Here is a 22,788-nt window from a genome sequence, read left to right as displayed (position 1 = left end):
GCTGGGTATGTTGGCTGGCGTGCGGCTAACGGAGTTCCACGAGCGGGTCGTGCTGCGATTCGGCGCCGCCTACGGTTCATCGGTGCTGGTAGACCACGTGCTGACCGGTTTCGGGGGCCGGACCGCCGCGCAGGCGATCGAGGAAGGCGCCGAGCCTCGCGACGTCTGGCGGGCCCTGTGCGCCGACTTCGACGTGCCCCGCGAGCAATGGTGATCGCGTTTCGCGCCGAGCCTGCGCTCAGGGCGGCCGCCGGTGAGGAACCGGCGCCACCACCGCAGGCTCGACGCCGCCGACGCAGACTCGCCGACGGCCCGGCGTGTCAAACTTGAATCGAACACCTGTTCGTCTACTGTGGGGAGTGTTCGGAGGGATCGACTTGTCGGACCCCGGGCCTAGTGTCACGGCCAACCGACCGATACCGGTCAGGCGAACACACCGACTACAGGAGAGGCACCATGACGCAAGCCCCCGACCGCGAGAAGGCTCTCGAGCTGGCGATGGCCCAGATCGAAAAGAACTACGGCAAAGGCTCGGTGATGCGTCTCGGCGACGAGATGCGTCAGCCGATCTCGGTCATCCCGACCGGATCCATCGCACTGGACGTGGCATTGGGCATCGGCGGCCTGCCGCGCGGCAGGGTCGTGGAGATCTACGGACCGGAGTCCTCGGGTAAGACCACCGTCGCGCTGCACGCGGTGGCCAACGCCCAGGCCGCCGGCGGCGTCGCGGCGTTCATCGACGCCGAGCACGCCCTGGACCCGGACTACGCCAAGAAACTCGGCGTCGACACCGATTCGCTGCTGGTCAGCCAGCCCGACACCGGTGAGCAGGCCCTGGAGATCGCCGACATGCTGATCCGTTCCGGCGCGCTGGACATCCTGGTCATCGACTCGGTGGCGGCCCTGGTGCCGCGCGCCGAGCTCGAGGGCGAGATGGGGGACAGCCACGTCGGGCTGCAGGCCCGGCTGATGAGCCAGGCGCTGCGGAAAATGACCGGCGCCCTGAACAATTCGGGCACCACGGCGATCTTCATCAACCAGCTCCGCGAAAAGATCGGGGTGATGTTCGGCAGCCCCGAAACCACCACCGGCGGAAAGGCGTTGAAGTTCTACGCGTCGGTGCGCATGGACGTGCGCCGGATCGAGACGCTCAAGGACGGCACCAACGCGGTCGGCAACCGCACCCGGGTCAAGATCGTCAAGAACAAGGTGTCGCCGCCCTTCAAGCAGGCGGAATTCGACATCCTCTACGGCCATGGCATCAGCAGGGAGGGCTCGCTGATCGACATGGGCGTGGATCAGGGCTTCATCCGCAAGTCCGGTTCCTGGTTCACCTACGAGGGCGAGCAACTCGGCCAGGGCAAGGAAAACGCCCGCACCTTCCTGGTGGACAACGCCGACGTCGGCAACGAGATCGAGAAGAAGATCAAGGAAAAGCTTGGCATTGGTGCGGTCGTGACCGATGACGACGTCCTGCCCGCCCCCGTCGACTTCTGAGCCCTCCCGCGAGGAGCAGGCGCGGGCGCTGTGCCTGCGCCTGCTCACCGCGAGGGCGCGCACGCGTTCGGAGTTGTCCGCACAGCTGGCCAAGCGCGGCTATCCCGACCAGGTCAGCGCCGCCGTGCTCGACCGGTTGGCGGCGGTCGGGCTGGTGGACGACACCGACTTCGCCCGGCAGTGGGTGTCGTCCCGGCGGGCGAACGCCGGCAAGAGCAGGCGCGCGCTGGCCGCCGAACTGCACACCAAGGGCGTCGACAACGACGTGATCACGACGGCGCTGGCCGGCATCGACGCGGGCGCCGAGCGTGAACGCGCCGAGCAGCTGGTGCGGTCGAGGCTGCGCCGGGAAACGCTGGGCCAGGACGACACGCGCATCACCCGAAGGCTCGTGGGAATGCTCGCGCGCCGGGGTTACAGCCAGAACCTGGCGTGCGAGGTGGTGTTCGGGGAGCTGGCCGCCGAGCGGGAACGCCGACGAGTCTAGAGCCCTGAGCTGCGGTTTCTCGGCCGCCGTCCGGTCGCCGTACCATGGCTCCGTGACTTCGTTGGTGGCGCGAGAGGCCCTGGGGGCGCCGGCGGCGCCGTCGGGGCCGGGCCCCGCGTCGGCGCGCACCTATCAGGTCCGCACCTACGGCTGCCAGATGAACGTCCACGACTCCGAGCGGTTGGCGGGCCTGCTCGAAGCGGCCGGCTACCAGCGGGCGGCCGAGGGTGCCCAGTTCGGGGAAGCCGACGTGGTGGTCTTCAACACCTGCGCGGTGCGCGAGAACGCCGACAACAAGCTGTACGGCAACCTCAGCCACCTGGCGCCGCGCAAGCGGGGCAACCCCGAGATGCAGATCGCGGTCGGCGGCTGCCTGGCGCAGAAGGACCGGGAGGCGCTGCTGCGCAAGGCGCCGTGGGTCGACGTCGTGTTCGGCACCCACAACATCGGGTCGCTGCCCACGCTGCTCGACCGGGCGCGGCACAACAAGGTCGCCCAGGTGGAAATCGCCGAGGCCCTGCGGGAGTTCCCGTCGTCGCTGCCGAGTGCCCGCGAATCCGCCTATGCCGCTTGGGTTTCCATCTCGGTCGGGTGCAACAACACGTGCACGTTCTGCATCGTCCCGGCGCTGCGCGGCAAGGAGGTCGACCGCAACCCCGCCGACGTCCTGGCCGAGGTGCGATCGCTGGTGGACGACGGCGTCCTGGAGGTGACGCTGCTCGGCCAGAACGTCAACGCCTACGGGGTTTCGTTCGCCGACCCGGCGCAGCCCCGGGATCGCGGCGCCTTCGCCAAGCTGCTGCGCGCCTGCGGCGCCGTCGACGGCCTGGAACGGGTGCGGTTCACCTCGCCGCATCCGGCCGAGTTCACCGACGACGTGATCGAGGCGATGGCGCAGACGCCGAATGTCTGCCCCGCCCTGCACATGCCGCTGCAATCGGGATCCGACCGGGTGCTGCGCGCGATGCGCCGGTCCTACCGCGCCGACCGCTATCTCGGCATCATCGACCGGGTGCGGGCGGCCATGCCGCACGCGGCCATCACCACCGACCTCATCGTCGGCTTCCCCGGTGAGACCGAAGAGGACTTCGCGGCAACGCTGGACGTCGTCCGGCAGGCCCGGTTCGCGGCGGCCTTCACCTTCCAGTACTCCAAGCGGCCCGGCACCCCGGCCGCCGAGCTGCCCGGGCAGGTGCCGAAAGCCGTTGTCCAGGAACGCTATGAGCGGCTGGTGGAGCTGCAGGAGTCGATATCGCTGGAGGGTAACCGCGCGCTGATCGGCCAGACCGTCGAATTGCTCGTCGCCACCGGCGAGGGACGCAAGGACAGCCGCACGGCGCGCATGACCGGCCGCGCACGCGACGGGCGGCTGGTCCACTTCGCGGCCGACCCGGCGGTGCGCCCCGGCGACATCGTCACCACGGTGGTCACCGAGGCGGCGCCCCATCACCTCATCGCGGACGCGGGCATCCTCGCCCACCGCCGCACCCGCGCGGGTGACGCGCACGCGGCCGGTCAGCGCGCCTCCGGCGTGGGCCTTGGGATGCCCGCCGTCGGGCTGGCCCCCTCACCACCGCAAGCCTCCGCGGAAGGATGTGCACGATGAAGAAAGAACACACCGACCTCGCCGCCCTGCGCATCGAGATCGAGGCCGCCGAACGGCGGGTGGCCAGCGAGATCGACCCCGGTCCGAGGGGTTTCGTGCTGGCCATTCTGGTGTTCGTGCTGCTGGGAACGTTCGTGCTGCCCCACACCGGCAGCGTGCGCGGCTGGGATGTGCTGTTCGGCAGCCACGGCGCCAGCGCCGCGGCGGTGGCCCTGCCGTCGCGCGTATTCACCTGGCTCACGCTGGTTTTCGGCGTCGGCTTCTCGATGCTGGCGTTGATGACCCGGCGCTGGGCGCTGGCCTGGATCGCGCTGGCGGGGTCGGCGATCGCCTGCGCCGCCGGGCTGTTGGCCGTCTGGTCGCGCCAGACCGTCGCCTCGGGCCACCCCGGCCCCGGCATCGGGCTGATCCTCGCCTGGGTCACCGTCGCCGCCCTGACGTTTCAATGGGCCCGCGTGGTCTGGACGCGGACCATCGTCCAACTCGCGGCCGAGGAGGAACGGCGCCGGCTGGCCAAGGAACAGCAGTCGGTCACGCTGCTGGACACCTTCGACGACAAGCGCCCGCCGGGGTCCTGACCGCTACGACCTGCGGGTCAGCGCCTGCGCGGCCGCATCGGCCCACTGACGCCACTGTTCGGCGTTGGCGCTGGCCTCTTCGGCCTCTTTGGTGCGTCCCGCCGCGGCCGCCTTCTGCGCCTGCTGCTCGTACTGCTGCGCCCGGGTCCGGAACTGCTCGGCCCTGGCCTGCGCCTGCGGATCGGACCAACCGGTGTCGCCGGCGTCGCGCACCTTCTTCTCCACGGCGCGCAGCCGCCGCTCCAGCTCGGCGGAACGTTCCCGCGGCACCCGGCCGATCGCATCCCACCTGTCCGCGATCGAACGCAGCGCGGCCCGGGCGGCCTCGTGGTTGGCGGTGTCGAGCTTCTCCGCCTCGGCCAGCAGCGCCTCTTTGGCCGCGGCGTTGGCGTGCAACTCCGCGTCCTTCTCCGCGGTCGCCGCGTTGCGGGCGGTGAAGAACGCGTCCTGAGCGGCCTTGAACCGGTGCCACAGGGCATCGTCGAGTTCGCGGGAGACCCGCCCCGCCGCCTTCCACTCGGTGAGCAGCTTGCGGAACTCCGCGCTGGTGGCGCCCCAGTCCGTCGAGCCGGACAGCTCCTCGGCCCGCTCGCACAGAAGTTCCTTGGCCTGCCGGACCCCGGAACGTTCCCGGTCCAGCTCGGAGAAGTGCGAGCCGCGCCGCCGGTTGAAGGACTCCCGGGCCGCGGAATACCGCTTCCACAGCGCGTCATCGACCTTGCGGTCCAGGCCGGTGATCGTCTTCCACTCGTCGAGGATCGCGCGCAGCCGGTCGCCGGCCGCCTTCCACTGGGTCGAGTTCGCGGCGAGGTCCTCGGCCTCCGCGGCCAACGCCTCCTTGCGGGCCGTCTGGGCGGCCCGGTGCTCCTCGCGCCGGGAGCGGTCCGCCGCGATGGCCGCGTCGGCCCGCTCGGCCAGGCCGGTCAAGCGGGCCGCCAGGGCGTCGACGTCACCCAGCACGGACGCCGTCGGCAGCGCCTCGGCCAGCGCGCCGGCGCTGGCCTTGATCTTGCGGGCGTCGCCGGTCCCGGCCGCCAGCCGCTCCTCCAGGAGCGTGATCTCGGTGCTCAGGTCGTCGAACCGGCGGCCGAAGTGGGCGAACGCCGCGTCCGGCTCACCGGCCTGCCACGAGCCGATGACGCGCTCGCCGGCCGCGCTGATCAGCCACACCGTGCCGTCGTCGTCGACTCGTCCGAACTTGCGCGGATCGCTGTGCGGGGCCGCCGCGACCGGGCGGGCCACCGGGTGGCTGGGCCGCGGACCCGGGGTGGGCCGGGGACCGGGCCTGGGACGGGGCGGGGGCCCCGGAGGGGGCACCGAAACCGGGCCGGCCGCTTCGTCGGTGCGGGGCTCGTCAGCCGTCATGCGCTCGTCACCACCCTTTCGCGCGGGTGCAAGCCCGCGCACCTGCCGCGCGAAGCGGCACCCGTGCGATCGGCCCGGCCCCGACGGCGTCGCTAGGCGTCCATCGGGTGCTCCGTAACCGTTCCCACAGTATTCAAGCAGCTTGGCGGGGCGCACGGTGCAACCTTGCGGGCGGGATTTGCCGGCGCGAAGGCCGCGCCCAGTCGGGCATAGCATCGTCGAGTACAAGTAGTTGGACGATCGCGGCCCGTCGTATCGAGACCGCCGGCCCGCCCGCACTACAGTGGTTCTGGCTTAACCGGTATCAAACGTCACGTGTACAGGCAGCTTTCGTAGGGAACGCTGGTCGCAACGCTGGTAAGGGGGTTCCCATGACGAAGGTGGACGTCGCGGCGCTGATCGCGCTGTGCGCGGCGCTGGCCTCCGCGGTGGGCGACGTGATCCGGCAACGGTCCGCGCAGGAGATCACCGACAAGGAAGTCGGGCATCTGGAGTTGTTCCGCATGTCCCTGCGCGACAAGCGCTGGTGGATGGGGGGCCTGGCGGCGATCGTCAACTACAGCCTGCAGGCCGGGGCCCTGGCCTGGGGCTCGGTGGTGCTGGTCACGGCCCTGCAGGTGTCCGCGCTGCTGTTCGCCCTGCCGATCTATGCGAAGCTGAGCCACCACCGCACGACCCGCTGGGAATGGATGTGGGCGGTCGTGCTGGCCGCCTCGCTGGCGGTGGTGATCATCGTTGGTGACCCTGCGTCCGGCCGGCAACGGGCGTCGCTGTCCACGTGGCTGATCGTCGCCGTGGTGATGGGCCCCGCGCTGGTGCTGTGCGTGCTCGCGGCGCGGGTCTGGCGGGGGCGTCCGATCGCCGCGATCCTGCTGGCGCTGGTGGCGGGTTCGTCGCTGGCGTTGTTCGCCGTGCTGACCAAGGGGGTCGTCGAGGTGGCCGAAGGAGGGCCGGGGAACGTGCTGCGCGCCCCCGAGTTCTATCCGTGGCTGCTGGTCGCCCTGTGCGGAATGGTCTTCCAGCAGTCGGCGTTTCGCGCCGGTGCACTGACCGCTTCCCTGCCGACGATGACCGTCGCCAAGCCCGTGGTGGCCGGCGTCCTGGGCGTCACCGTGCTCGGCGAGACGCTCGGCGCACGGGGCCCCCTGGCGGTCGTTCTCGTCGCCGCGGTGGCGATGGTCATCGTCGCCACCGTTGCGCTGGCCCGCGGCGAGGCCGCCTCGATGGCCGCCGAGGTGGGCCGCGACGTCGACCTCGACGGTGCGCACGAAAGCATCGCGCCGGAAGCCCCGGGCGAGGGGGTAGCCCCCGCCTCGTCCGACGGCGGCCGGACGATCACCTAGCTTCGCCGCGCGCCCCGCCGGCGAGGCACTAGTTTGGTGGCGTGCTGAGCGCCATTGCGATCGTCCCCTCGGCGCCCGTGCTGGTCCCCGAGGTCGCGGGAGCGGCCGCCGAGCTGGCCCGCCGCGACCCGGACGCGGCCGCCGCGATCCTGCCCACCGACGGCCGCCGCACGGTGCGGGCGCTGGAGGTCGTCGAGCTGACCGGGCGGCCGTTCGCCGCGTCGGCGCCGAGGATCGGCGCCCCGAGGTGGGACACCGCGATCGTCGGATTGGACTGCGACACAGACGTTCTCGACGAGCGGCTGGCCAGGCGGACCGACGCCATGTTCGACCGGGGGCTTCTCGGCGAGGTCGAGGGGCTGCTGCGCGCGGGTCTGCGCGACGGGGTCACCGCCTCGCGCGCCCTGGGGTACGCCCAGGTGATCGCCGCGATCGACGCAGGCGGGGGGCCCGAGCGGATCCGGGAGGCGCGCGAGCAGACCTACGTGGGCACCCGGCGCTACGTGCGACGGCAGCGGTCGTGGTTCCGCCGCGACCACCGGGTGCAGTGGCTGGACGCCCGCGATGCCGAACTGGTCGATGCCGCCGTGCGGGCGTGGCGGCACGTACCCTGAACAGGTGAGATTTGCCAAGGGCCACGGCACCGAAAACGATTTCGTGCTGCTGCCCGACCTCGACGCCGGGCTGACGCTGGACGCGGCCCGGGTGGCCGCGCTGTGCGACCGGCGACGGGGGTTGGGCGCAGACGGCGTCCTGCGCGTCACCACCGCCGGCGCGGCGCTGGCCGCCGGCGTGCTGGACCGCCTGCCCGACGGGGTGAACGCGGGCGACTGGTACATGGACTACCGCAACGCCGACGGCTCGACCGCCCAGATGTGCGGCAACGGCGTCCGGGTGTTCGCGCATTACCTGCGGACCAGCGGCCTGGAATCCCGCGCCGACTTCGTGGTCGCGTCGCTGGCCGGCCCCCGGCCGGTCACCGTGCACCGCGTGGACGCCAGCTGCGCCGACGTCACCGTCGACATGGGCAAAGCCAATGCGCTCGGGCCGGGAGAGGCCGTCATCGGCGGACGGCGGTTCGCCGGCCTCGCCGTGGACGTGGGCAATCCACACCTGGCGTGCATGGACCGCGACCTGACCGCCGAGGGGCTGGCGGCCCTCGACGTCGCGGCGCCGGTGCGCTACGACCGCGGCCAGTTCCCGGACGGGGTCAACGTCGAGGTGCTGACGGCCCCGGCAGGCGGGGTGGTCCGGATGCGCGTCCACGAGCGCGGCGTCGGGGAAACCCGGTCCTGCGGCACGGGAACGGTCGCGGCCGCGGTGGCCGCGCTGGCCGGCGACGGTGCCCAGACCGGGAGCCTGACGGTGCGCGTGCCCGGCGGCGACGTCGTCGTCAGCATCACCGAGGCGACCAGTTACCTGCGGGGCCCTTCGGTGCTGGTGGCCCACGGGGAGATCAGCGGGGAATGGTGGCACGCACAGCAGCGTTAATTCGGATGCACGCCACCGATTTCGCGTGCATCATCTGTTATTGCCTATGACGAATCCCGAGAACTCTCCCCAGCCGCTGCGCGAGCCGCTGCCCGAGCCCAGCACCGGCGAACTCGCCCTCGAAGACCGCTCCGCGCTGCGCCGCGTCGCGGGCCTGTCGACCGAGCTCACCGACGTCTCGGAGGTCGAATACCGCCAGCTGCGGCTGGAGCGCGTCGTCCTGGTGGGCGTCTGGACCGACGGCACCTCGGCCGACAGCCAGGCCAGCATGGCCGAGCTCGCGGCCCTGGCCGAAACCGCCGGTTCGCAGGTCCTCGAGGCGCTCATCCAGCGCCGCGACAAGCCGGATCCGGCCACCTACATCGGTTCCGGCAAGGCCGCCGAGTTGCGTGAGGTGGTGCTGGCCACCGGCGCCGACACCGTCATCTGCGACGGCGAGCTGTCCCCGGCGCAGCTCACGGCGCTGGAGAAGGCGGTCAAGGTCAAGGTCATCGACCGCACCGCGCTGATATTGGACATCTTCGCCCAGCACGCCACCAGCCGGGAGGGCAAGGCGCAGGTGTCGCTGGCCCAGATGGAGTACATGCTGCCCCGGCTGCGCGGCTGGGGTGAGTCGATGTCCCGGCAGGCCGGCGGCCGCGCCGGCGGCAGCGGCGGGGGAGTGGGCCTGCGGGGTCCCGGTGAAACCAAGATCGAGACCGATCGCCGCCGCATCCGCGAGCGGATGTCCAAGCTGCGCCGCGACATCAAGGACATGAAGCAGGTCCGCGACACCCAGCGCAGCCGGCGGCTGGCCAGCGACGCGCCGTCGGTCGCGATCGTCGGCTACACCAACGCCGGCAAGTCCAGCCTGCTCAACGCGCTGACCGGGGCGGGCGTGCTCGTTCAGGACGCGCTGTTCGCCACGCTGGAACCCACCACCCGGCGCGCGCAGTTCTCCGACGGCCGCCCGTTCGTGCTCACCGACACCGTCGGCTTCGTCCGGCACCTGCCCACCCAGCTGGTTGAGGCCTTCCGCTCCACGCTGGAGGAGGTCGTCGACGCCGACCTGCTGGTTCACGTGGTCGACGGCTCCGACGCCAACCCGCTGGCGCAGATCAACGCCGTGCGCCAGGTGATCGGGGAGGTGGTCGCCGACCATCGCGGCGACGCCCCGCCCGAGCTGCTGGTGGTGAACAAGATCGACGCGGCCAGCGACCTGGCGCTGGCCAAGCTTCGGCACGCCCTGCCCGGCGCGGTGTTCGTCTCGGCGCGCACCGGCGACGGCATCGACGCCCTGCGGCGGCGCATCGGCGAGCTCGCCGCCCCCAGCGACGCGGCCGTCGACGTGGTGATCCCGTATGACCGCGGGGACCTGGTCGCACGCCTGCACGCCGACGGCCGGGTGCAGCAGGAGGAACACAACCCCGAGGGCACCCGGATCAAGGCGCGCGTGCCGGCCGCGCTGGCGGCCAGCCTGCAGGCGTTTGCCGCCCGCTAAGCGCGCTGAGGCTGTAACCACGCACACCCGTCCCGGCGTGTCGTGTGCGTGAGTTCAGTGTCGCGCCGCCAAAAGGAGCGCCGACGGGTCGCCTCACTGTCTACCAACCGTCCGGTTGGTATATGTTGGGCGGCACAGTCTCCATTCGCCGGAAGGTCGTCCCATGAGCAGTGCCGTCAAGTACCAGCGCACTCTTTTCGAGCCCGAACACGATCTGTTCCGGGAGTCTTACCGGGGCTTCCTCGACCGCCACGTCGCGCCCTATCACGACGAATGGGAGAAGGCGAAGATCGTCGACCGCGGGGTGTGGCTCGAGGCCGGCAAACAGGGCTTCCTCGGCATGGCCGTGCCCGAGGAATACGGCGGCGGGGGTAACCCCGACTTCCGGTACAACACGATCATCACCGAGGAAACCAGCGTCGGGCGTTACAGCGGAATCGGTTTCGGCCTGCACAACGACATCGTGGCTCCGTACCTGCTCGCGCTGACCACCGAGGAGCAGAAACAGCGCTGGCTGCCGAAGTTCTGCACCGGCGAAATCATCACCGCCATCGCCATGACCGAGCCCGGGACCGGCAGTGACCTGCAGGGCATCAAGACCCGCGCGGTCAAGCAGGGCGACCATTACGTGCTTAACGGGTCAAAGACGTTCATTACCAACGGGATCAACTCCGACCTGGTGATCGTCGTCGCACAGACGGATCCGGACAAAGGCGCGCAAGGCTTTTCATTGCTCGTCGTCGAGCGCGGCATGGAAGGTTTCGAGCGCGGCCGGCACCTGGACAAGATCGGGCTGGACGCCCAGGACACCGCCGAGTTGTCGTTCACCGACGTCAAGGTTCCGGCCGAGAACCTGCTGGGCGAAGAGGGCATGGGGTTCATCTACCTCATGCAGAACCTGCCGCAGGAACGCATCTCGATCGCGATCATGGCGGCCGCCGCCATGGAGCAGGTGCTGGAGCAGACCCTGCAATACACCAAGGAGCGCAAGGCCTTTGGCAAGCCGATCGGCAGTTTCCAGAACAGCCGCTTCGTGCTCGCCGAATTGGCGACCGAGACCACCGTGGTCCGCATGATGGTCGACGAATTCATCCGTTTGCACCTGGACCACAAGCTGACGGCCGAACAGGCGGCGATGGCCAAGTGGTACTCCACCGAAAAGCAGGTGTACGTGATCGACCGCTGCCTGCAGCTGCACGGCGGCTACGGCTACATGCGCGAATATCCCGTTGCCCGTTCGTACCTCGACGCCCGCGTGCAGACGATCTACGGCGGGACGACCGAGATCATGAAGGAGATCATCGGCCGCAGCCTCGGGGTCTGATCCGGCGCGGTATCACCACGGCGATCACGCCGTCGTCGTCCGTTTCGGTCGGGTGGATGTTTGTCCGGCGCAGGGCTTCACGTACCGTCGCCCCATGCGGTATTCGTGCGTGGATTGGGTGGCCGCGTATCGCCGTGCCGGCGAGCGGGGCGACCATTCGGTCGGCATTGCCGCGGCCGTATATCCGGGCGGGCGCGACCGTGCATCAATTCGACATCGGCACGGTATCCGTTTTCGTAAAATTTGTAATTCGACTTCGCATTTCTTGTTGGCTGGAGCAAAGTTATGCGAGCCCGGCGAGAAGGCGGATGGTATTGGGGATGTTTCCCCCCGGTGGCGGCGCGGCCGCTCGCCGGAGCTGCAGGGTGCGGGCATGGCGGCCGGCGGTGCCATATCCGTCGGCTGGGAGGTTGGGTGAACGGGCACAGGAGCAACATGCGCAAGCTGATCGGAAGCGCGCTGGTCAGTTTGGCGACCACCGCGGTGGCCGTGGCGTTGCTGGCGCCCGTTGCCGCGGCGTCCCCGATCGGCGACGCCGAGGCCGCCATCATGGCGGCGTGGGAGAAGGCCGGCGGCGACGGCTCACCGCTGGGCGCCCGCAAGGGTGACGTCTATCCGGTCGGCGACGGGTTCGCGCTGGACTTCGACGGCGGCAAGATGTTCTACACCACCGACACCGGCGCCAAGTTCGTCTACGGGCCCATCCTGGACAAGTACGAATCGCTCGGCGGTCCCGCGGGCAGCGACCTCGGCTTCCCCACGATCAACGAGGTGCCCGGGCTCGCGGGGCCCGACAGCCGGGTCGCCACCTTCTCGGCCAGCGACAAGCCGGTGATCTTCTGGACGACCGCCCACGGGGCCTTCGTGGTGCGCGGCGCGATCAACGCCGCGTGGGACAAACTCGGCAGCTCGGGCGGCGTGCTGGGCGCTCCGGTCGCGGACGAGACCTACGACGGCGAGACCACCTCTCAGAAGTTCAGCGGCGGACAGGTCTCCTGGAACAGGCAGACCAAGGAGTTCGCCACCGAACCGGCGACGCTGGCCGACCAGCTCAAGGGCCTGCAGGTGCCCATCGATCCCACCGCGGCCATCAACATGGCCTGGCGCTCGGCCGGCGGTCTCAAGGGACCCCTGGGCGCCAAGCAGGGCGGCCAATACCCCATCGGCGGCGACGGAATCGCCCAGAACTTCGCCGGCGGGAAGGTCTTCTTCAGCCCGGCGACCGGGGCGAACGCCGTCGAGAGCGACATCCTGGCCAAGTACGAGTCGCTGGGCGGCCCGGCCGGCAGCGACCTCGGTTTTCCCGTCGCCAACGAGTCCGACGGCGGCCTCGGGCCCTCCAGCCGGATCTGTACCTTCTCGGCGGCCGACAAGCCGGTGATCTTCTGGACCCCCGACCACGGGGCCTTCGTCGTGCGCGGGGCCATGAAGGCGGCGTGGGACAAGCTGCGGGGCCCATCGGGCAAGCTCGGTGCGCCGGTCGGGGATCAGGCCGTCGACGGCGACGTGATCTCCCAGTCGTTCACCGGCGGCAAGATCTCGTGGAACCGGGCCAAGAATTCGTTCAGCACCGACCCGGCCAACCTGGCGCCGCTGCTGTCCGGCCTGCAGGTGCCGGGGCAGAACCAGGCGAGCGGCGCGGCGCCGGCGCCCGGCCACGCCAAGAAGTTCACCTGGCAGTGGTGGTGGTTACTGGCGGCGATCCCGGTGCTGGTGCTGATCGTGTTGTCGGCGTTGGTGGCGTTCGGCTGGCGTCGCCGCCGCTCCGAACGCGAGGCCGCGTCCTATCAGCCCGAGCACGACCTGGACGGCGGCTACGACGATTACCCGTTCGGCGACCTTGCCGCGCCGGACCATCCGACCGATGACGAGCCGGCTCGGGTCAGCTGGGGGCGGGGACCGGCGGCCGTCGCCGCCGACGATGGGCGAGACCCCGACGAGGTGGACACCGATTCCATCCCCGTCCTTGCGGGCCACCCCGGGTACGACGAGGCGGGATACCGCGACGCCGGAGACGCCGGATACGACGACGCCGGATACGAAGACGCCGGGTACGACGACGCCGGGTACGACGACTACGAGGCCGGATATTCCGAGAGCGCCCATGCCGAGGCCCATCCCGAGGCCCATCTCGACGTCGAGGCGGAGCCGGAAGGCTCATACCTCGAGCACGAGGAGGCCGCTCACCCCGAGGCCGGGTACGAGCGCGGCGGCGCCGACGAGGATGAGCAGGAGGGTGAGCCGGTGGGCTATCCCGACGTCGCCGCTCCGCACGCCGACGAGGCCCTGGCCACTCCCGAGGCCGCGGCTCCCGAGGCGCACACGGCGGAGGCTCTCGTCGCGGCCGCCGCCTTTGAACCCGAGCCGAGAACCGGGCGGCACGCGGCGCCGGGCACCGAGGAGCCGGTCCCGGCCGGGGCGGTTCGCCCGACGATCCACCTGCCGCTCGACGACCCCTATCAGGTTCCGGACGGCTACCCCATCAAGGCCAATACCAGCTTTGGGCTGTACTACACGCCCGGCAGCGCGCTGTACCACGACACGCTCGCCGAGATCTGGTTGTCCACCGAGGAAGTCGCGCAGGCCAACGGCTTCATCAAGGCCGACTGAGGTCTCCCTATACCTTGCGGATCACCGTGACGACCTTGCCGAGCACGGTCGCGTCGTTGCCCGGTATGGGGTCGAACGCAGGGTTGTGCGGCATCAGCCACACCTGACCGCCCGCCCGCTTGAACGTCTTGACGGTGGCCTCGCCGTCGATCATGGCCGCGACGATATCGCCGTTGTCGGCGACGTTCTGCTGCCGCACGACCACCCAGTCGCCGTCGCAGATCGCCGCCTCGACCATCGAGTCGCCGACCACCTTCAGCAGGAACAGCGTGCCCTCACCGACCAGCTCGCGCGGCAGGGGGAAGACGTCTTCGACGGCTTCCTCCGCGAGGATCGGCCCGCCGGCCGCGATGCGCCCGAGGACCGGGACGAAGGTGGGCTCGGGCAGGGCGTCCGACCCGGCGACCTCGGTCACCGGCGTCGCGGCGCCGGCGTCGTCCGCGCCGCGGACGTCGACGGCACGCGGACGGTTCGGGTCGCGGCGCAGGTAGCCCTTCCGTTCCAGCGTGCGTAGCTGGTGGGCCACCGAGGAGGTCGACGTCAGGCCGACGGCGTCGCCGATCTCGCGAATGCTCGGCGGGTAGCCGCGGCTGGTGACCGACGCGCGAATGACATTGAGAATGGTGCGCTGACGCTCGGTCAGCGATGAATCCCGGGTTGCCGCCGAGGCGGCCGGGGTGTCGTTGCTGTCGCTCATGGCACTGAGGGTAACGCCGGAGCGGCCGAGAATCAAACATGTGTTCGACTGGCGTGTCGCGGCCGCCGTCGCGCCGGAAATTGGGCCGCACCTGGGTAATAACAATGGTGTAACTCTTGGGTCGAGAGGGTATCTCTGACCCATGGCAGTGGTAAGGGCCGCCGGACTTGTCGGTGGTGCGGTCTAGCGTTTTGCTCGACACGCTTCGCTCACATGTTCGGAATTCGAACAGACGAGCGATATAGTCGAACACCTGAGCGAGACATGGGTTGACCGGAGGGACGCAGATGACGATCATTCACACACTCTCACCTCGCAGCAGCGTTCGCCGCCCGGTCAGCGGGCCGGCGCAGGGGTTGCGGTACGGCCGCGAGGGGCTGTCGGGGTCGAGGCGCCCCGGGTCGACCCGCCCGGCGGTGGCCCCGCTGCGCTACCACGGCAGCGGAATCCCGGTGTCCGCGGCCCCGCACCGCAGGCGGCCGGTGACGGTCGCGACGACGGTCGGGCTGGCGCTGCTGGCGGGGTTGATCACGCTCTGGCTGGGCCTGGTCGCGAACATCGGGCAGGCGCTCAACGGTGACTCCGCCGGCTCCGCGGCGCGGGTGCCCGACCGCCTGCGGCGAGTCGCTCGAGGACGTCGCCCACCGGGTGGCGCCGGACGCGCCGGCCCGTCAGGTGGCCGAACGCATCCGCCAGCTCAACGATCTGAGTTCGCCGGCCGTGGCGGCCGGCCAAACGCTGATCGCCCCGGTCGGCTGACCGCGGCACCGCCCCGCGCGACGAACGCTTCGCGGCACCGCCGTGTCGATGATGGCCCGGCTTCCGAGCGCACAGGTACGCTCGGGTTCTGCGGGGCACGCCAGTCGGCACGGTGAAGGAGCGGTCATGCACTGTCCGTTCTGCCGCCATCCCGACTCGCGGGTGATCGACTCTCGGGAAACCGATGAGGGACAGGCCATTCGGCGACGCCGCGCGTGCCCGGAGTGCGGCCGGCGGTTCACCACCGTGGAGACCGCCGTGCTGGCCGTCGTCAAACGCAGCGGTGTCACCGAGCCCTTCAGCAGGGAAAAAGTCATCAGCGGGGTCCGCCGGGCGTGCCAGGGCCGACAGGTCGACGACGACGCGCTGAACCTGTTGGCCCAGCAGGTGGAGGACACCGTGCGCGCCGCGGGCTCGCCGGAGGTCCCCAGTCACGAGGTCGGCCTGGCCATCCTGGGGCCGCTGCGGGACCTCGACGAGGTTGCGTACCTGCGATTCGCGTCGGTGTACCGCTCCTTCGAGTCCGCGGACGATTTCGAGCGCGAGATCGAGGCGCTGCGCGCGCACCGCAAAGCGCCGACCGATCCGTCGCCCGCCGCTCGCTAAGCTGTCCTCATGCCGCCCGAGCTGCATCCTGATCTCGAGGCGCTGGCACCGCTCCTGGGAACCTGGACCGGTCGGGGAGAGGGCTTCTACCCCACGATCCAACCCTTCGAGTATGTCGAGGAAGTCGTCTTCTCCCATGCCGGCAAGCCGTTCCTGGCCTACACCCAGAAGACCACGGCAGTCGCCGACGGCAGGCCGCTACACGCCGAGGCGGGCTTTCTGCGGGCGCCCGCGCCGGGCGGGGTCGAGCTGATCCTGGCCCACCCCAGCGGGATCACCGAAATCGAGGTGGGCACCTTTTCGGTCGACGGCGGGCGCATCGACATCGAGATGTCCACCGCCGGTGGGGCCGGGGGTTCCGTCGGGCTGGCCCCCACCGCCAAAGAGGTCACCGCGCTGGCCCGTGCTTTCCGCATCGAGGGCGACGAGCTCTCGTACACGCTGCGGATGGCGGCGGTCGGGCAACCGCTGCAGGACCACCTCACGGCGGTGCTGCGCCGCCGGCGTTGAAATCAGGTGGCGCTGCGCTCGTCGGAACCCATGGCGTTGAGCACGGCGACGCGCGTGGTCGCGGGGCCGGTGACCGTCTTCTCGCCGCCGCCGCTGCGCAGCAACTCGCGCAGCGCGGTCTGGTTGTATTCCGACGGCGCGGTCGAGTCGATGAACCGCTGCACGACGTCGATGAACCGGGCCGGGTCGTCGTGGAACGGGAAATGCCCCGAGCCCTCGAAGATCTCGAGACGCGAGCCGGGCATCGCGGCGTGCGCCATCCGCGCATGCCCCACCGGGACCACCGAATCCTTGGCGCCCCAGACGATCTGCACCGGGATCGCCTCGGTCAGATAGCACCGGTCCAGCATGGTGACGATCTGCCCGCGCCAGTCCACCACCGCACGCAGCGTCCGGCTGAACGCCGCAGAGGCCGTCGGCTCCGGCAGGTCGTCGAGGATGCGCAGCATGTTGGGCAGGTCGCGGCCGAGTCCGGTGCTGCCGAGCATCGTGCCCAGCACGCGGCCGAAGATCTGCACGGCCGGCAGCACCAGCGGCAGCCGCAGCAATGCCAGCGCCTCGGTGCCCATCGGCAGTGAGGCCCAGCGCAGGACGAAGTTGACGTCCTTGGTGACGCCGCCGGCGCCGACCAGGATCAGCCGCTCGACCACCTGCGGGAATTGGTAGGCGAATTGCATGGCCACCCCGCCGCCGAGCGAATGCCCGACGATGGTGACCCGCTCGATGTCCAAGACGCTGAGCAGGTCGCGCATCCCGTTGGCGTAGGCGGCCACCGAGTAGTCGGCGCGCGGCTTGTCGGACTGCCCGTGCCCCAGCAGGTCCGGGGCGATCACCGTGAATCGCTGGGCGAGATTGGCCTGCACGGTGTTCCAGGTCGTCGAGTTGTCACCGATGCCGTGGATCAGCAGGATCGCCGGGCCGGAGCCGGCGATCCGGTAGGCCCGCTTGTAGCCGTGGATGGTGCGGAACTCCAGCCTGGGCGCGGTCACTTCGCGCACCGGGCGGAGGTTGGCACTGCGCTTCCGCTCGGTCATCTCGCCAACCTTGGTGTCGGGCCGGGCAATGGCCGGTAATGGAACTCAGACAAACTCAGGCCTGGTCGTCGTCGTCGAACTTCTTCTCCGCCTGCTGGGCCAAGAATCGCTCGAACTCTGCGCCAAGCTCGTCGCCGCTAGGCAGATCCTCGTCGTGAGTTAGTAACGACCTGTTCTCCTGAGCGTCGATGAAGGAATCGTACTGGCGCTCGAGTGCGGTCACCACTTGAGCCACTTCGGCGCTCGCCTGGACCTGTTCGTCGATCCGGGCGCGGATGTCGGCGGCGGCCTCGGACAGCGCCGAGAGCGGGAGGTCCAGCGACCCCGTCTTGGCCACCTGCTCCAGCAGCGCCTGCGCGGCGGCGGGATAGTCGGTCTGGGTCAGGTAATGCGGGACGTGCACGGTGAACCCGACGACCTCGTGACCGTGCTGGGCCATCCGGAATTCGAGCAGGTTGGACGCGCTGCCGGGGACCTGGATCTCCGAGATCCAGGGCGTGAACTCGGCGATCAGCTCGGGGTTGTTGGAATGCGCCGTCATCGTGATCGGACGGGTGTGCGGGACCGCCATGGGGACCGTGCCGAGGCCGATCGTCTGGCGCACGCCGAGCCGCTCGGCCAGCAGGCGCACGGCGGTGATGAACCGCTCCCACTTCAGGTCCGGCTCCAGCCCCGACAGCAGCAGGAACGGCGTACCGACACTGTCGCGCAGGGCGTGCAGGCTCAGCTCGGGGTCGTCGTAGTGGGTGAAGTGGTCGGTCTTGAACGTCATCACCGGTCGCCGCGAGCGGTAATCCAGCAACTCGTCGATGGCGAACGACGCGACCAGCTCGGCGTCCAGGGCCCCCTTCAGGTGGGCGGAGGCCAGGCGTATCGCGTGGCCGGCGTCCGAGAAGCCCTGCAGGGCGTGCACCAACACCGGGCCGCGGCCATCCGACGTCGACAATTGCGGCGCCGGGAACTCGAGCTCGTACATGCCGTGCTCGCCGGGCTCGTAGTAGTCGTCATCGTGGTGGTGGGCCATCGGGGATTGCCTCCTCTCGAGGTCTCTCCAGGGTGCCCTACCGAGTGTCCCCCAAATCAACGGGCACCCATAAACGAACGGCGAATCCGGACACTGAAACGCGGCCGCGCTCCCCGGCAATCCGCGCCCGGCGCGGTCGGGCGCGCCCGACGACCCGGCCGACGCAGCCCGTGCCCGGGGGCGCGTGAAGTGCGCCCGCGCCCCGGCGGTCAGGCATGATGGGACCACGATGCGCGTATCGATGCTGGTGCTGTGTCCGCTGGTCGGCGTGGCGACGTTGCTGACGTCGTGCGTCCGGCCCAGCGGTCATGCGACGGCGCCGAGCCCCACATCGCCGAAGACCAGTGCGCCGGTGCAGCGGCTCGGGCAGCCGCAACGCCAGGCGGTGGCGGCGCCGATGGACCCCGACCTGCGGGTCGGGCCCATCTTCCTGGACGGCGCCACTCAGCACGTGTGCACGGGTTCGGTGGTGCACTCGGCCAGCGGCAACCTGGTGCTGACGGCCGCGCACTGCCTGGCGGGGGCGTCGAAGATCGCGTTCGTTCCCGGTTTCGCCGGGGACGCCCCGGCCACCGAGGTGTGGACGGCCGACGCGGTCTACCTCGATCCGCGGTGGATCTCGGCGAAGGATCCGCACGCCGACTACGCGATCGCGCGGGTCAGCAGCGCCACCGGCGGCTCGGTGGAAGCGCGCACCGGCCTGGCGTTGACGCTGGGCGCCGCGCCGCCGCCGGGCAGCCGCGTCACCGTCATGGGCTATCCGTCGGGCGTGGGCGGCTCGCCGATCGGCTGCCAGACCAGCACGTCGGTCACCGACAGCGGTTATCCCTCGCTGGCGTGTGAGGGGCTGGTCGGCGGCACGAGCGGCGCGCCGTGGGTCAGCGGTACGACGGTCACCGGGCTGATCGGCGGCCTGGAGGGCGGTGGCTGCGCCGAAAACGTGTCGTACTCGGCACCATTCGACGAACACGTGGGGGAGTTGCTGGCGCGCGCCGACTCCGGCGGCCCCGCCGACGCCGTCCCCAAGGACGCCCCGGACGTCTGCTAGCCGTCAGTGGCGGAACTGGTTGAGCGCGCGCACCTTGTTCATCACGTCGAGCGCGGCCACCTTGTACGCCTCGGAGAAGGTCGGGTAGTTGAAGACCGCGTCGACCAGGTACTCGACGGTGCCGCCGCAGCCCATCACGGCCTGCCCGATGTGCACCATCTCGGTGGCGCTGGTGCCGAAGATGTGCACGCCGAGCAGCCGCAGGTCCTCGGTGGACACCAGCAGCTTGAGCATGCCGTAGGAGTCGCCGGCGATCTGCCCGCGCGCCAGTTCCCGGTACCGCGCCACCCCGACCTCGTAGGGGATCGCGTTCTTCGTCAGTTCCACCTCGGTCGCCCCGACGTAGGACACCTCGGGGATGGAGTAGATGCCGATCGGCTGCAGCGGGGTGATGCCCTCGGCGCGCTCCCCGAACGCGTGGTAGGCGGCCAGCCGTCCCTGTTCCATCGACGTCGCGGCCAGTGCGGGGAAGCCGATGACGTCGCCGACGGCGTAGATGTGGGGCACCTTGGTCTGGAACTTGTCGTCGACGAAGATCCGGCCGCGGCTCTCGACCTCCAGGCCGGCCTTGTCCAGGTCCAGGTGGTCGGTTTGCCCCTGGCGCCCAGCGGAATACATCACCGTCTCCGCGGGGATCTGCTTGCCGCTGGCCAGCGTGGTGACGGTGCCCGACGAGCCGACGTCGACCGCGGTCACCTCCTCACCGAAGCGGAACGTCACCGCCAGGTCGCGCAGGTGGAACTTGAGCGCCTCGACCACCTCGGGGTCGCAGAAGTCGAGCATGTCGTTGCGCTTCTCCACGACCGTCACCTTGGTGCCCAGTGCGGCGAACATCGAGGCGTACTCGATGCCGATCACCCCGGCGCCGACCACGACCATCGACGTGGGCAGCGTCTTGAGGTCGAGTATCCCGTCGGAGTCCAGCACCCGGTCCTCGTCGAACTCGACGCCGGACGGCCGCGCCGGCCGGGTGCCGGTGGCGATGACGATGTAATCGCCGGAGACCGTGGACTTTTCCCCGCGGGCGTGGTCCTCGACGAGGACGGTGTGCGGATCCAGGAAGCGCCCGTGGCCGATGTGCAGATCGATGCGGTTGCGCATCAACTGGTTGCGCACCACGTCGATTTCCTTGCCGATCACGTGCTGTGTTCGGGCCAGCAGGTCCGCCGGCGTGATCTTCTCCTTGACGCGGTAGCTCGCCCCGTACAGCTCGCGCTGGTTCATCCCGGTGAGGTAAAGGACGGCTTCCCGCAACGTCTTTGACGGGATCGTCCCGGTGTTCACGCAAACCCCGCCCAGCATCCGGCCGCGTTCGATGATCGCGACCGACTTTCCCAGCTTGGCCGAGGCGATGGCGGCCTTCTGGCCGCCTGGCCCCGAGCCGATAACCACCATGTCGTATTCACGCGTCGCCGCCATGGGTACCAACAGTAAAGCAGCTTGACTCACAGTGCTGGGTTCATGCACAGCAGGCGGAACGCCCCGGCCCGGGCGAGCGCCGGCTGACGGTCGGGCAGGTCAGCGTGATGCCCATGACGCATCCGCCAGATTTCCCCCTCAGCCGCCCCGGGGCGCTGATCGCCGCGCTTCCCGCCGTTCTCGGCTTCGTTCCGGAAAATTCACTGATCCTGGTGTCTTTGAGCGACGGCCAGCTTGGTGCGGTGATGCGGGCCGACCTCTCCGACGACCTCGCCGACCGACTCGGGCACCTCGCCGAGGTTGCCGCGGCGGCTCGGCCCGAGTCGGTGGTCGCGGTGATCGTCGCCGCCGACGGCGCGCACTGCCCGAGCTGCAACGAGGAGTACCGGCAGCTGTGCGCGACGCTGGCAGAAGAGTTGGGCCGCTACGACATTGAACTGTGGGCCGCGCACGTGGTGGACCGCATCGCCCCCGGCGGGCGCTGGCACTGCGCGGAAGGCTGCGGTCGAAGCGGGCCGGTCGACGACCCGTCGGCGTCCCCGTTGGCGGCCGCGGCCGTGCTCGACGGGCGGCGCCTCTACCCGCGGCGCGCCGACCTGCAGGCGGTCATCGCCGTCGACGACCCGGGTCGCAGCGCCGAATTGGCGGGCGTCCTGGAACGACAGGCGGTGGCCCGCGGACTGGCGCATCGCTCGGACCCCATCGGCTGCTGCCGCCGCGACGTGGAGAACGCCGTGGCCGCCGCCTCCCGCCTCGCCGGCGGCCAGAGTCCGTCCGATGCGGAGCTGGCCGATCTGGGCTGCGCGCTGAGCGACGTGCGGGTGCGCGACACGCTGTATGCGCTCGCGGTCGGCGAAGCCGCCGGCGAGGCGGAGTCGTTGTGGGCGCTGCTGGCTCGCACCCTGCCCGGGCCGTGGCGGGTCGAGGCGCTGGTGTTGCTGGCGTTCAGCGCCTACGCCCGTGGCGACGGGCCGCTGGCGGGGGTGTCCCTGGAGGCCGCGCTGCGCTGTGATCCCGAGCATCGGATGGCGGGCATGCTCGACACGGCGCTGATGTCCGGTATGGGGCCCGAACAGATCCGGCAGCTGGCGGCCACGGGCTACCGGCTGGCGAGGGAGCTCGGCGTGCGGCTGCCCCCGCGGCGGCTTTTCGGCCGCCGGGCGGGTTAGACCTTCTCGACCTTGACGGCGTGCGCCATCTCGTGTGGCAGGGTGACGTTCTCGTGGCCCGGGATGACGATGGTGACCCCGCCTCCGGTCGCGCTGGTCTCCACGCTCACCCGCGCGTTGGGGACGACGCCGGCGTCTTTCAGCCGGGTGATCAGGTCGATGTCACCCTGCACGTGCTCGGTGAGCTGACGCACGACGACCGCCACCGGCGAGCCGGGCGGCAACTCGGTCAGCCGGACGAGGTTGGCCCCGTTGGCGCCCGACTCGGGGCCCACGCCCAGGTCCAACAGGCCGGGGATCGGGTTGCCGAACGGCGACGTGGTGGGGTTGTTGAGCACCTTGACCAGCCGGCGCTCCACGTCCTCGCTCATCACGTGCTCCCAGCGGCACGCTTCGGCGTGCACTTCCTCCCACGGCACCCCGATGACGTCGACGAGCAGCCGTTCGGCGAGGCGGTGCTTGCGCATCACGGCGACGGCCAGCGCCCGGCCCTTGTCGGTCAGTTCCAGGTGGCGGTCACCGGCCACGTGCAGCAACCCGTCGCGCTCCATGCGGGACACGGTCTGGCTGACGGTCGGCCCGCTCTGGTCCAGGCGCTCGGCGATGCGCGCGCGCAGCGGCGTCACGCCCTCTTCTTCGAGGTCATAGATGGTCCGCAGATACATTTCGGTGGTATCGACCAGGTCATTCATCCCGCACCCTCCATCGACGCCGAGTCTACTTGGCCAGCTGCGCAAACGG

20 protein-coding genes and 2 pseudogenes are annotated in these 22,788 nt (G+C 70.2%); 16 read left to right on the top strand and 6 right to left on the bottom strand.

Annotated features, from left to right (window positions below; all coding sequences use genetic code 11):
• The first annotated feature begins 19 nt into the window (after window positions 1-19).
• The 5 genes from BN971_RS18635 to BN971_RS18615 all read left to right on the top strand — a co-directional run bounded on the left by BN971_RS18635 (window position 20) and on the right by BN971_RS18615 (window position 4,168).
• Entirely contained in the window at window positions 20-214 is a 195-nt protein-coding gene (locus tag BN971_RS18635) for a DUF3046 domain-containing protein (RefSeq protein ID WP_425436615.1), read from the top strand.
• A gap of 242 nt (window positions 215-456) precedes the next feature.
• On the top strand, window positions 457-1,497 hold the full coding sequence (recA, locus tag BN971_RS18630) for a recombinase RecA (RefSeq protein ID WP_085181295.1): 1,041 nt from the start codon (window positions 457-459) through the stop codon (window positions 1,495-1,497).
• Complete coding sequence (recX, locus tag BN971_RS18625) at window positions 1,463-1,984, top strand: recombination regulator RecX (RefSeq protein WP_085181294.1); 522 nt, start codon at window positions 1,463-1,465, stop codon at window positions 1,982-1,984. Before recA ends, recX begins: the two co-directional genes overlap by 35 nt.
• A 61-nt stretch (window positions 1,985-2,045) precedes the next feature.
• Complete coding sequence (gene miaB / locus BN971_RS18620; protein WP_264026725.1) at window positions 2,046-3,590, top strand: tRNA (N6-isopentenyl adenosine(37)-C2)-methylthiotransferase MiaB; 1,545 nt, start codon at window positions 2,046-2,048, stop codon at window positions 3,588-3,590.
• Window positions 3,587-4,168, top strand: coding sequence for an Rv2732c family membrane protein (locus tag BN971_RS18615; RefSeq protein ID WP_085181293.1), 582 nt, complete (start codon window positions 3,587-3,589; stop codon window positions 4,166-4,168). Before miaB ends, BN971_RS18615 begins: the two co-directional genes overlap by 4 nt.
• A 3-nt stretch (window positions 4,169-4,171) precedes the next feature.
• Here BN971_RS18615 and BN971_RS18610 read toward each other — a convergent pair whose 3' ends face one another.
• On the bottom strand, window positions 4,172-5,533 hold the full coding sequence (locus tag BN971_RS18610) for a DUF349 domain-containing protein (RefSeq protein ID WP_085181292.1): 1,362 nt from the start codon (window positions 5,531-5,533) through the stop codon (window positions 4,172-4,174).
• 371 nt (window positions 5,534-5,904) lie between these two features.
• Here BN971_RS18610 and BN971_RS18605 point away from each other — a divergent pair, with 371 nt between their 5' ends.
• The 6 genes and pseudogenes from BN971_RS18605 to BN971_RS18575 all read left to right on the top strand — a co-directional run bounded on the left by BN971_RS18605 (window position 5,905) and on the right by BN971_RS18575 (window position 13,781).
• Window positions 5,905-6,876, top strand: a complete 972-nt coding sequence (locus BN971_RS18605; protein ID WP_085181291.1) for a DMT family transporter — start codon at window positions 5,905-5,907, stop codon at window positions 6,874-6,876.
• A 107-nt stretch (window positions 6,877-6,983) separates the two neighbouring features.
• Window positions 6,984-7,490, top strand: a pseudogene (locus BN971_RS18600) (tRNA (adenosine(37)-N6)-dimethylallyltransferase); the annotation flags it as partial.
• Window positions 7,456-8,367 (top strand): diaminopimelate epimerase, encoded by a 912-nt coding sequence (dapF, locus tag BN971_RS18595; RefSeq protein ID WP_276010755.1) that lies wholly within the window; start codon window positions 7,456-7,458, stop codon window positions 8,365-8,367. The pseudogene BN971_RS18600 and the gene dapF, both read left to right, overlap by 35 nt.
• Window positions 8,368-8,413: 46 nt before the next feature.
• Window positions 8,414-9,847, top strand: a complete 1,434-nt coding sequence (gene hflX, locus BN971_RS18590; RefSeq protein ID WP_085181288.1) for a GTPase HflX — start codon at window positions 8,414-8,416, stop codon at window positions 9,845-9,847.
• A 163-nt stretch (window positions 9,848-10,010) separates the two neighbouring features.
• Entirely contained in the window at window positions 10,011-11,171 is a 1,161-nt protein-coding gene (locus BN971_RS18585; RefSeq protein WP_085181287.1) for an acyl-CoA dehydrogenase family protein, read from the top strand.
• A gap of 414 nt (window positions 11,172-11,585) precedes the next feature.
• Window positions 11,586-13,781 (top strand): LGFP repeat-containing protein, encoded by a 2,196-nt coding sequence (locus BN971_RS18575; protein ID WP_428978066.1) that lies wholly within the window; start codon window positions 11,586-11,588, stop codon window positions 13,779-13,781.
• Between the two features lie 7 nt (window positions 13,782-13,788).
• On the opposite strand, the gene lexA is transcribed toward BN971_RS18575, so the two are convergent.
• Window positions 13,789-14,478, bottom strand: coding sequence for a transcriptional repressor LexA (gene lexA / locus BN971_RS18570; RefSeq protein WP_085181284.1), 690 nt, complete (start codon window positions 14,476-14,478; stop codon window positions 13,789-13,791).
• 287 nt (window positions 14,479-14,765) lie between these two features.
• Between lexA and BN971_RS18565 the strand changes: the two are divergent.
• The 3 genes and pseudogenes from BN971_RS18565 to BN971_RS18555 all read left to right on the top strand — a co-directional run bounded on the left by BN971_RS18565 (window position 14,766) and on the right by BN971_RS18555 (window position 16,353).
• A pseudogene (locus tag BN971_RS18565) lies at window positions 14,766-15,237 on the top strand (hypothetical protein).
• Window positions 15,238-15,363: 126 nt separating this feature from the next.
• Window positions 15,364-15,843: a transcriptional regulator NrdR gene (nrdR, locus tag BN971_RS18560; RefSeq protein WP_085181282.1), complete on the top strand. Its 480-nt coding sequence runs from the start codon at window positions 15,364-15,366 to the stop codon at window positions 15,841-15,843.
• A 9-nt stretch (window positions 15,844-15,852) separates the two neighbouring features.
• Window positions 15,853-16,353 (top strand): peroxynitrite isomerase, encoded by a 501-nt coding sequence (locus BN971_RS18555; RefSeq protein WP_085181281.1) that lies wholly within the window; start codon window positions 15,853-15,855, stop codon window positions 16,351-16,353.
• Between the two features lie 2 nt (window positions 16,354-16,355).
• On the opposite strand, the gene BN971_RS18550 is transcribed toward BN971_RS18555, so the two are convergent.
• Both BN971_RS18550 and BN971_RS18545 read right to left on the bottom strand, forming a co-directional pair.
• Window positions 16,356-17,387 (bottom strand): alpha/beta fold hydrolase, encoded by a 1,032-nt coding sequence (locus BN971_RS18550; protein ID WP_085181280.1) that lies wholly within the window; start codon window positions 17,385-17,387, stop codon window positions 16,356-16,358.
• 55 nt (window positions 17,388-17,442) lie between these two features.
• Window positions 17,443-18,411 carry a proteasome assembly chaperone family protein gene (locus BN971_RS18545; RefSeq protein WP_085181279.1) on the bottom strand — a complete coding sequence of 323 codons (969 nt, stop codon included), beginning with the start codon at window positions 18,409-18,411 and terminating at the stop codon, window positions 17,443-17,445.
• A gap of 229 nt (window positions 18,412-18,640) precedes the next feature.
• On the opposite strand from BN971_RS18545, the gene BN971_RS18540 reads away from it, so the two are divergent.
• Window positions 18,641-19,459, top strand: a complete 819-nt coding sequence (locus BN971_RS18540) for a trypsin-like serine peptidase (RefSeq protein WP_085181278.1) — start codon at window positions 18,641-18,643, stop codon at window positions 19,457-19,459.
• A gap of 3 nt (window positions 19,460-19,462) precedes the next feature.
• On the opposite strand, the gene sthA is transcribed toward BN971_RS18540, so the two are convergent.
• A complete protein-coding gene (gene sthA, locus BN971_RS18535; RefSeq protein WP_085181277.1) occupies window positions 19,463-20,878 on the bottom strand; it encodes a Si-specific NAD(P)(+) transhydrogenase in 1,416 nt (471 codons plus the stop codon).
• 113 nt (window positions 20,879-20,991) lie between these two features.
• Here sthA and BN971_RS18530 point away from each other — a divergent pair, with 113 nt between their 5' ends.
• A complete protein-coding gene (locus tag BN971_RS18530) occupies window positions 20,992-22,047 on the top strand; it encodes a DUF4192 domain-containing protein (protein ID WP_090350428.1) in 1,056 nt (351 codons plus the stop codon).
• On the opposite strand, the gene BN971_RS18525 is transcribed toward BN971_RS18530, so the two are convergent.
• Window positions 22,044-22,739 (bottom strand): iron-dependent transcriptional repressor DtxR, encoded by a 696-nt coding sequence (locus BN971_RS18525; protein WP_085181275.1) that lies wholly within the window; start codon window positions 22,737-22,739, stop codon window positions 22,044-22,046. The genes BN971_RS18530 and BN971_RS18525 overlap by 4 nt on opposite strands.
• Window positions 22,740-22,788: the final 49 nt, after the last annotated feature.

This window comes from Mycobacterium bohemicum DSM 44277 (assembly GCF_001053185.1).
Lineage (GTDB): Bacteria > Actinomycetota > Actinomycetes > Mycobacteriales > Mycobacteriaceae > Mycobacterium > Mycobacterium bohemicum.
The sequence above is the reverse complement of the archived record's forward strand: the minus strand, read 5'-3'. Positions and strand labels throughout refer to the sequence as shown.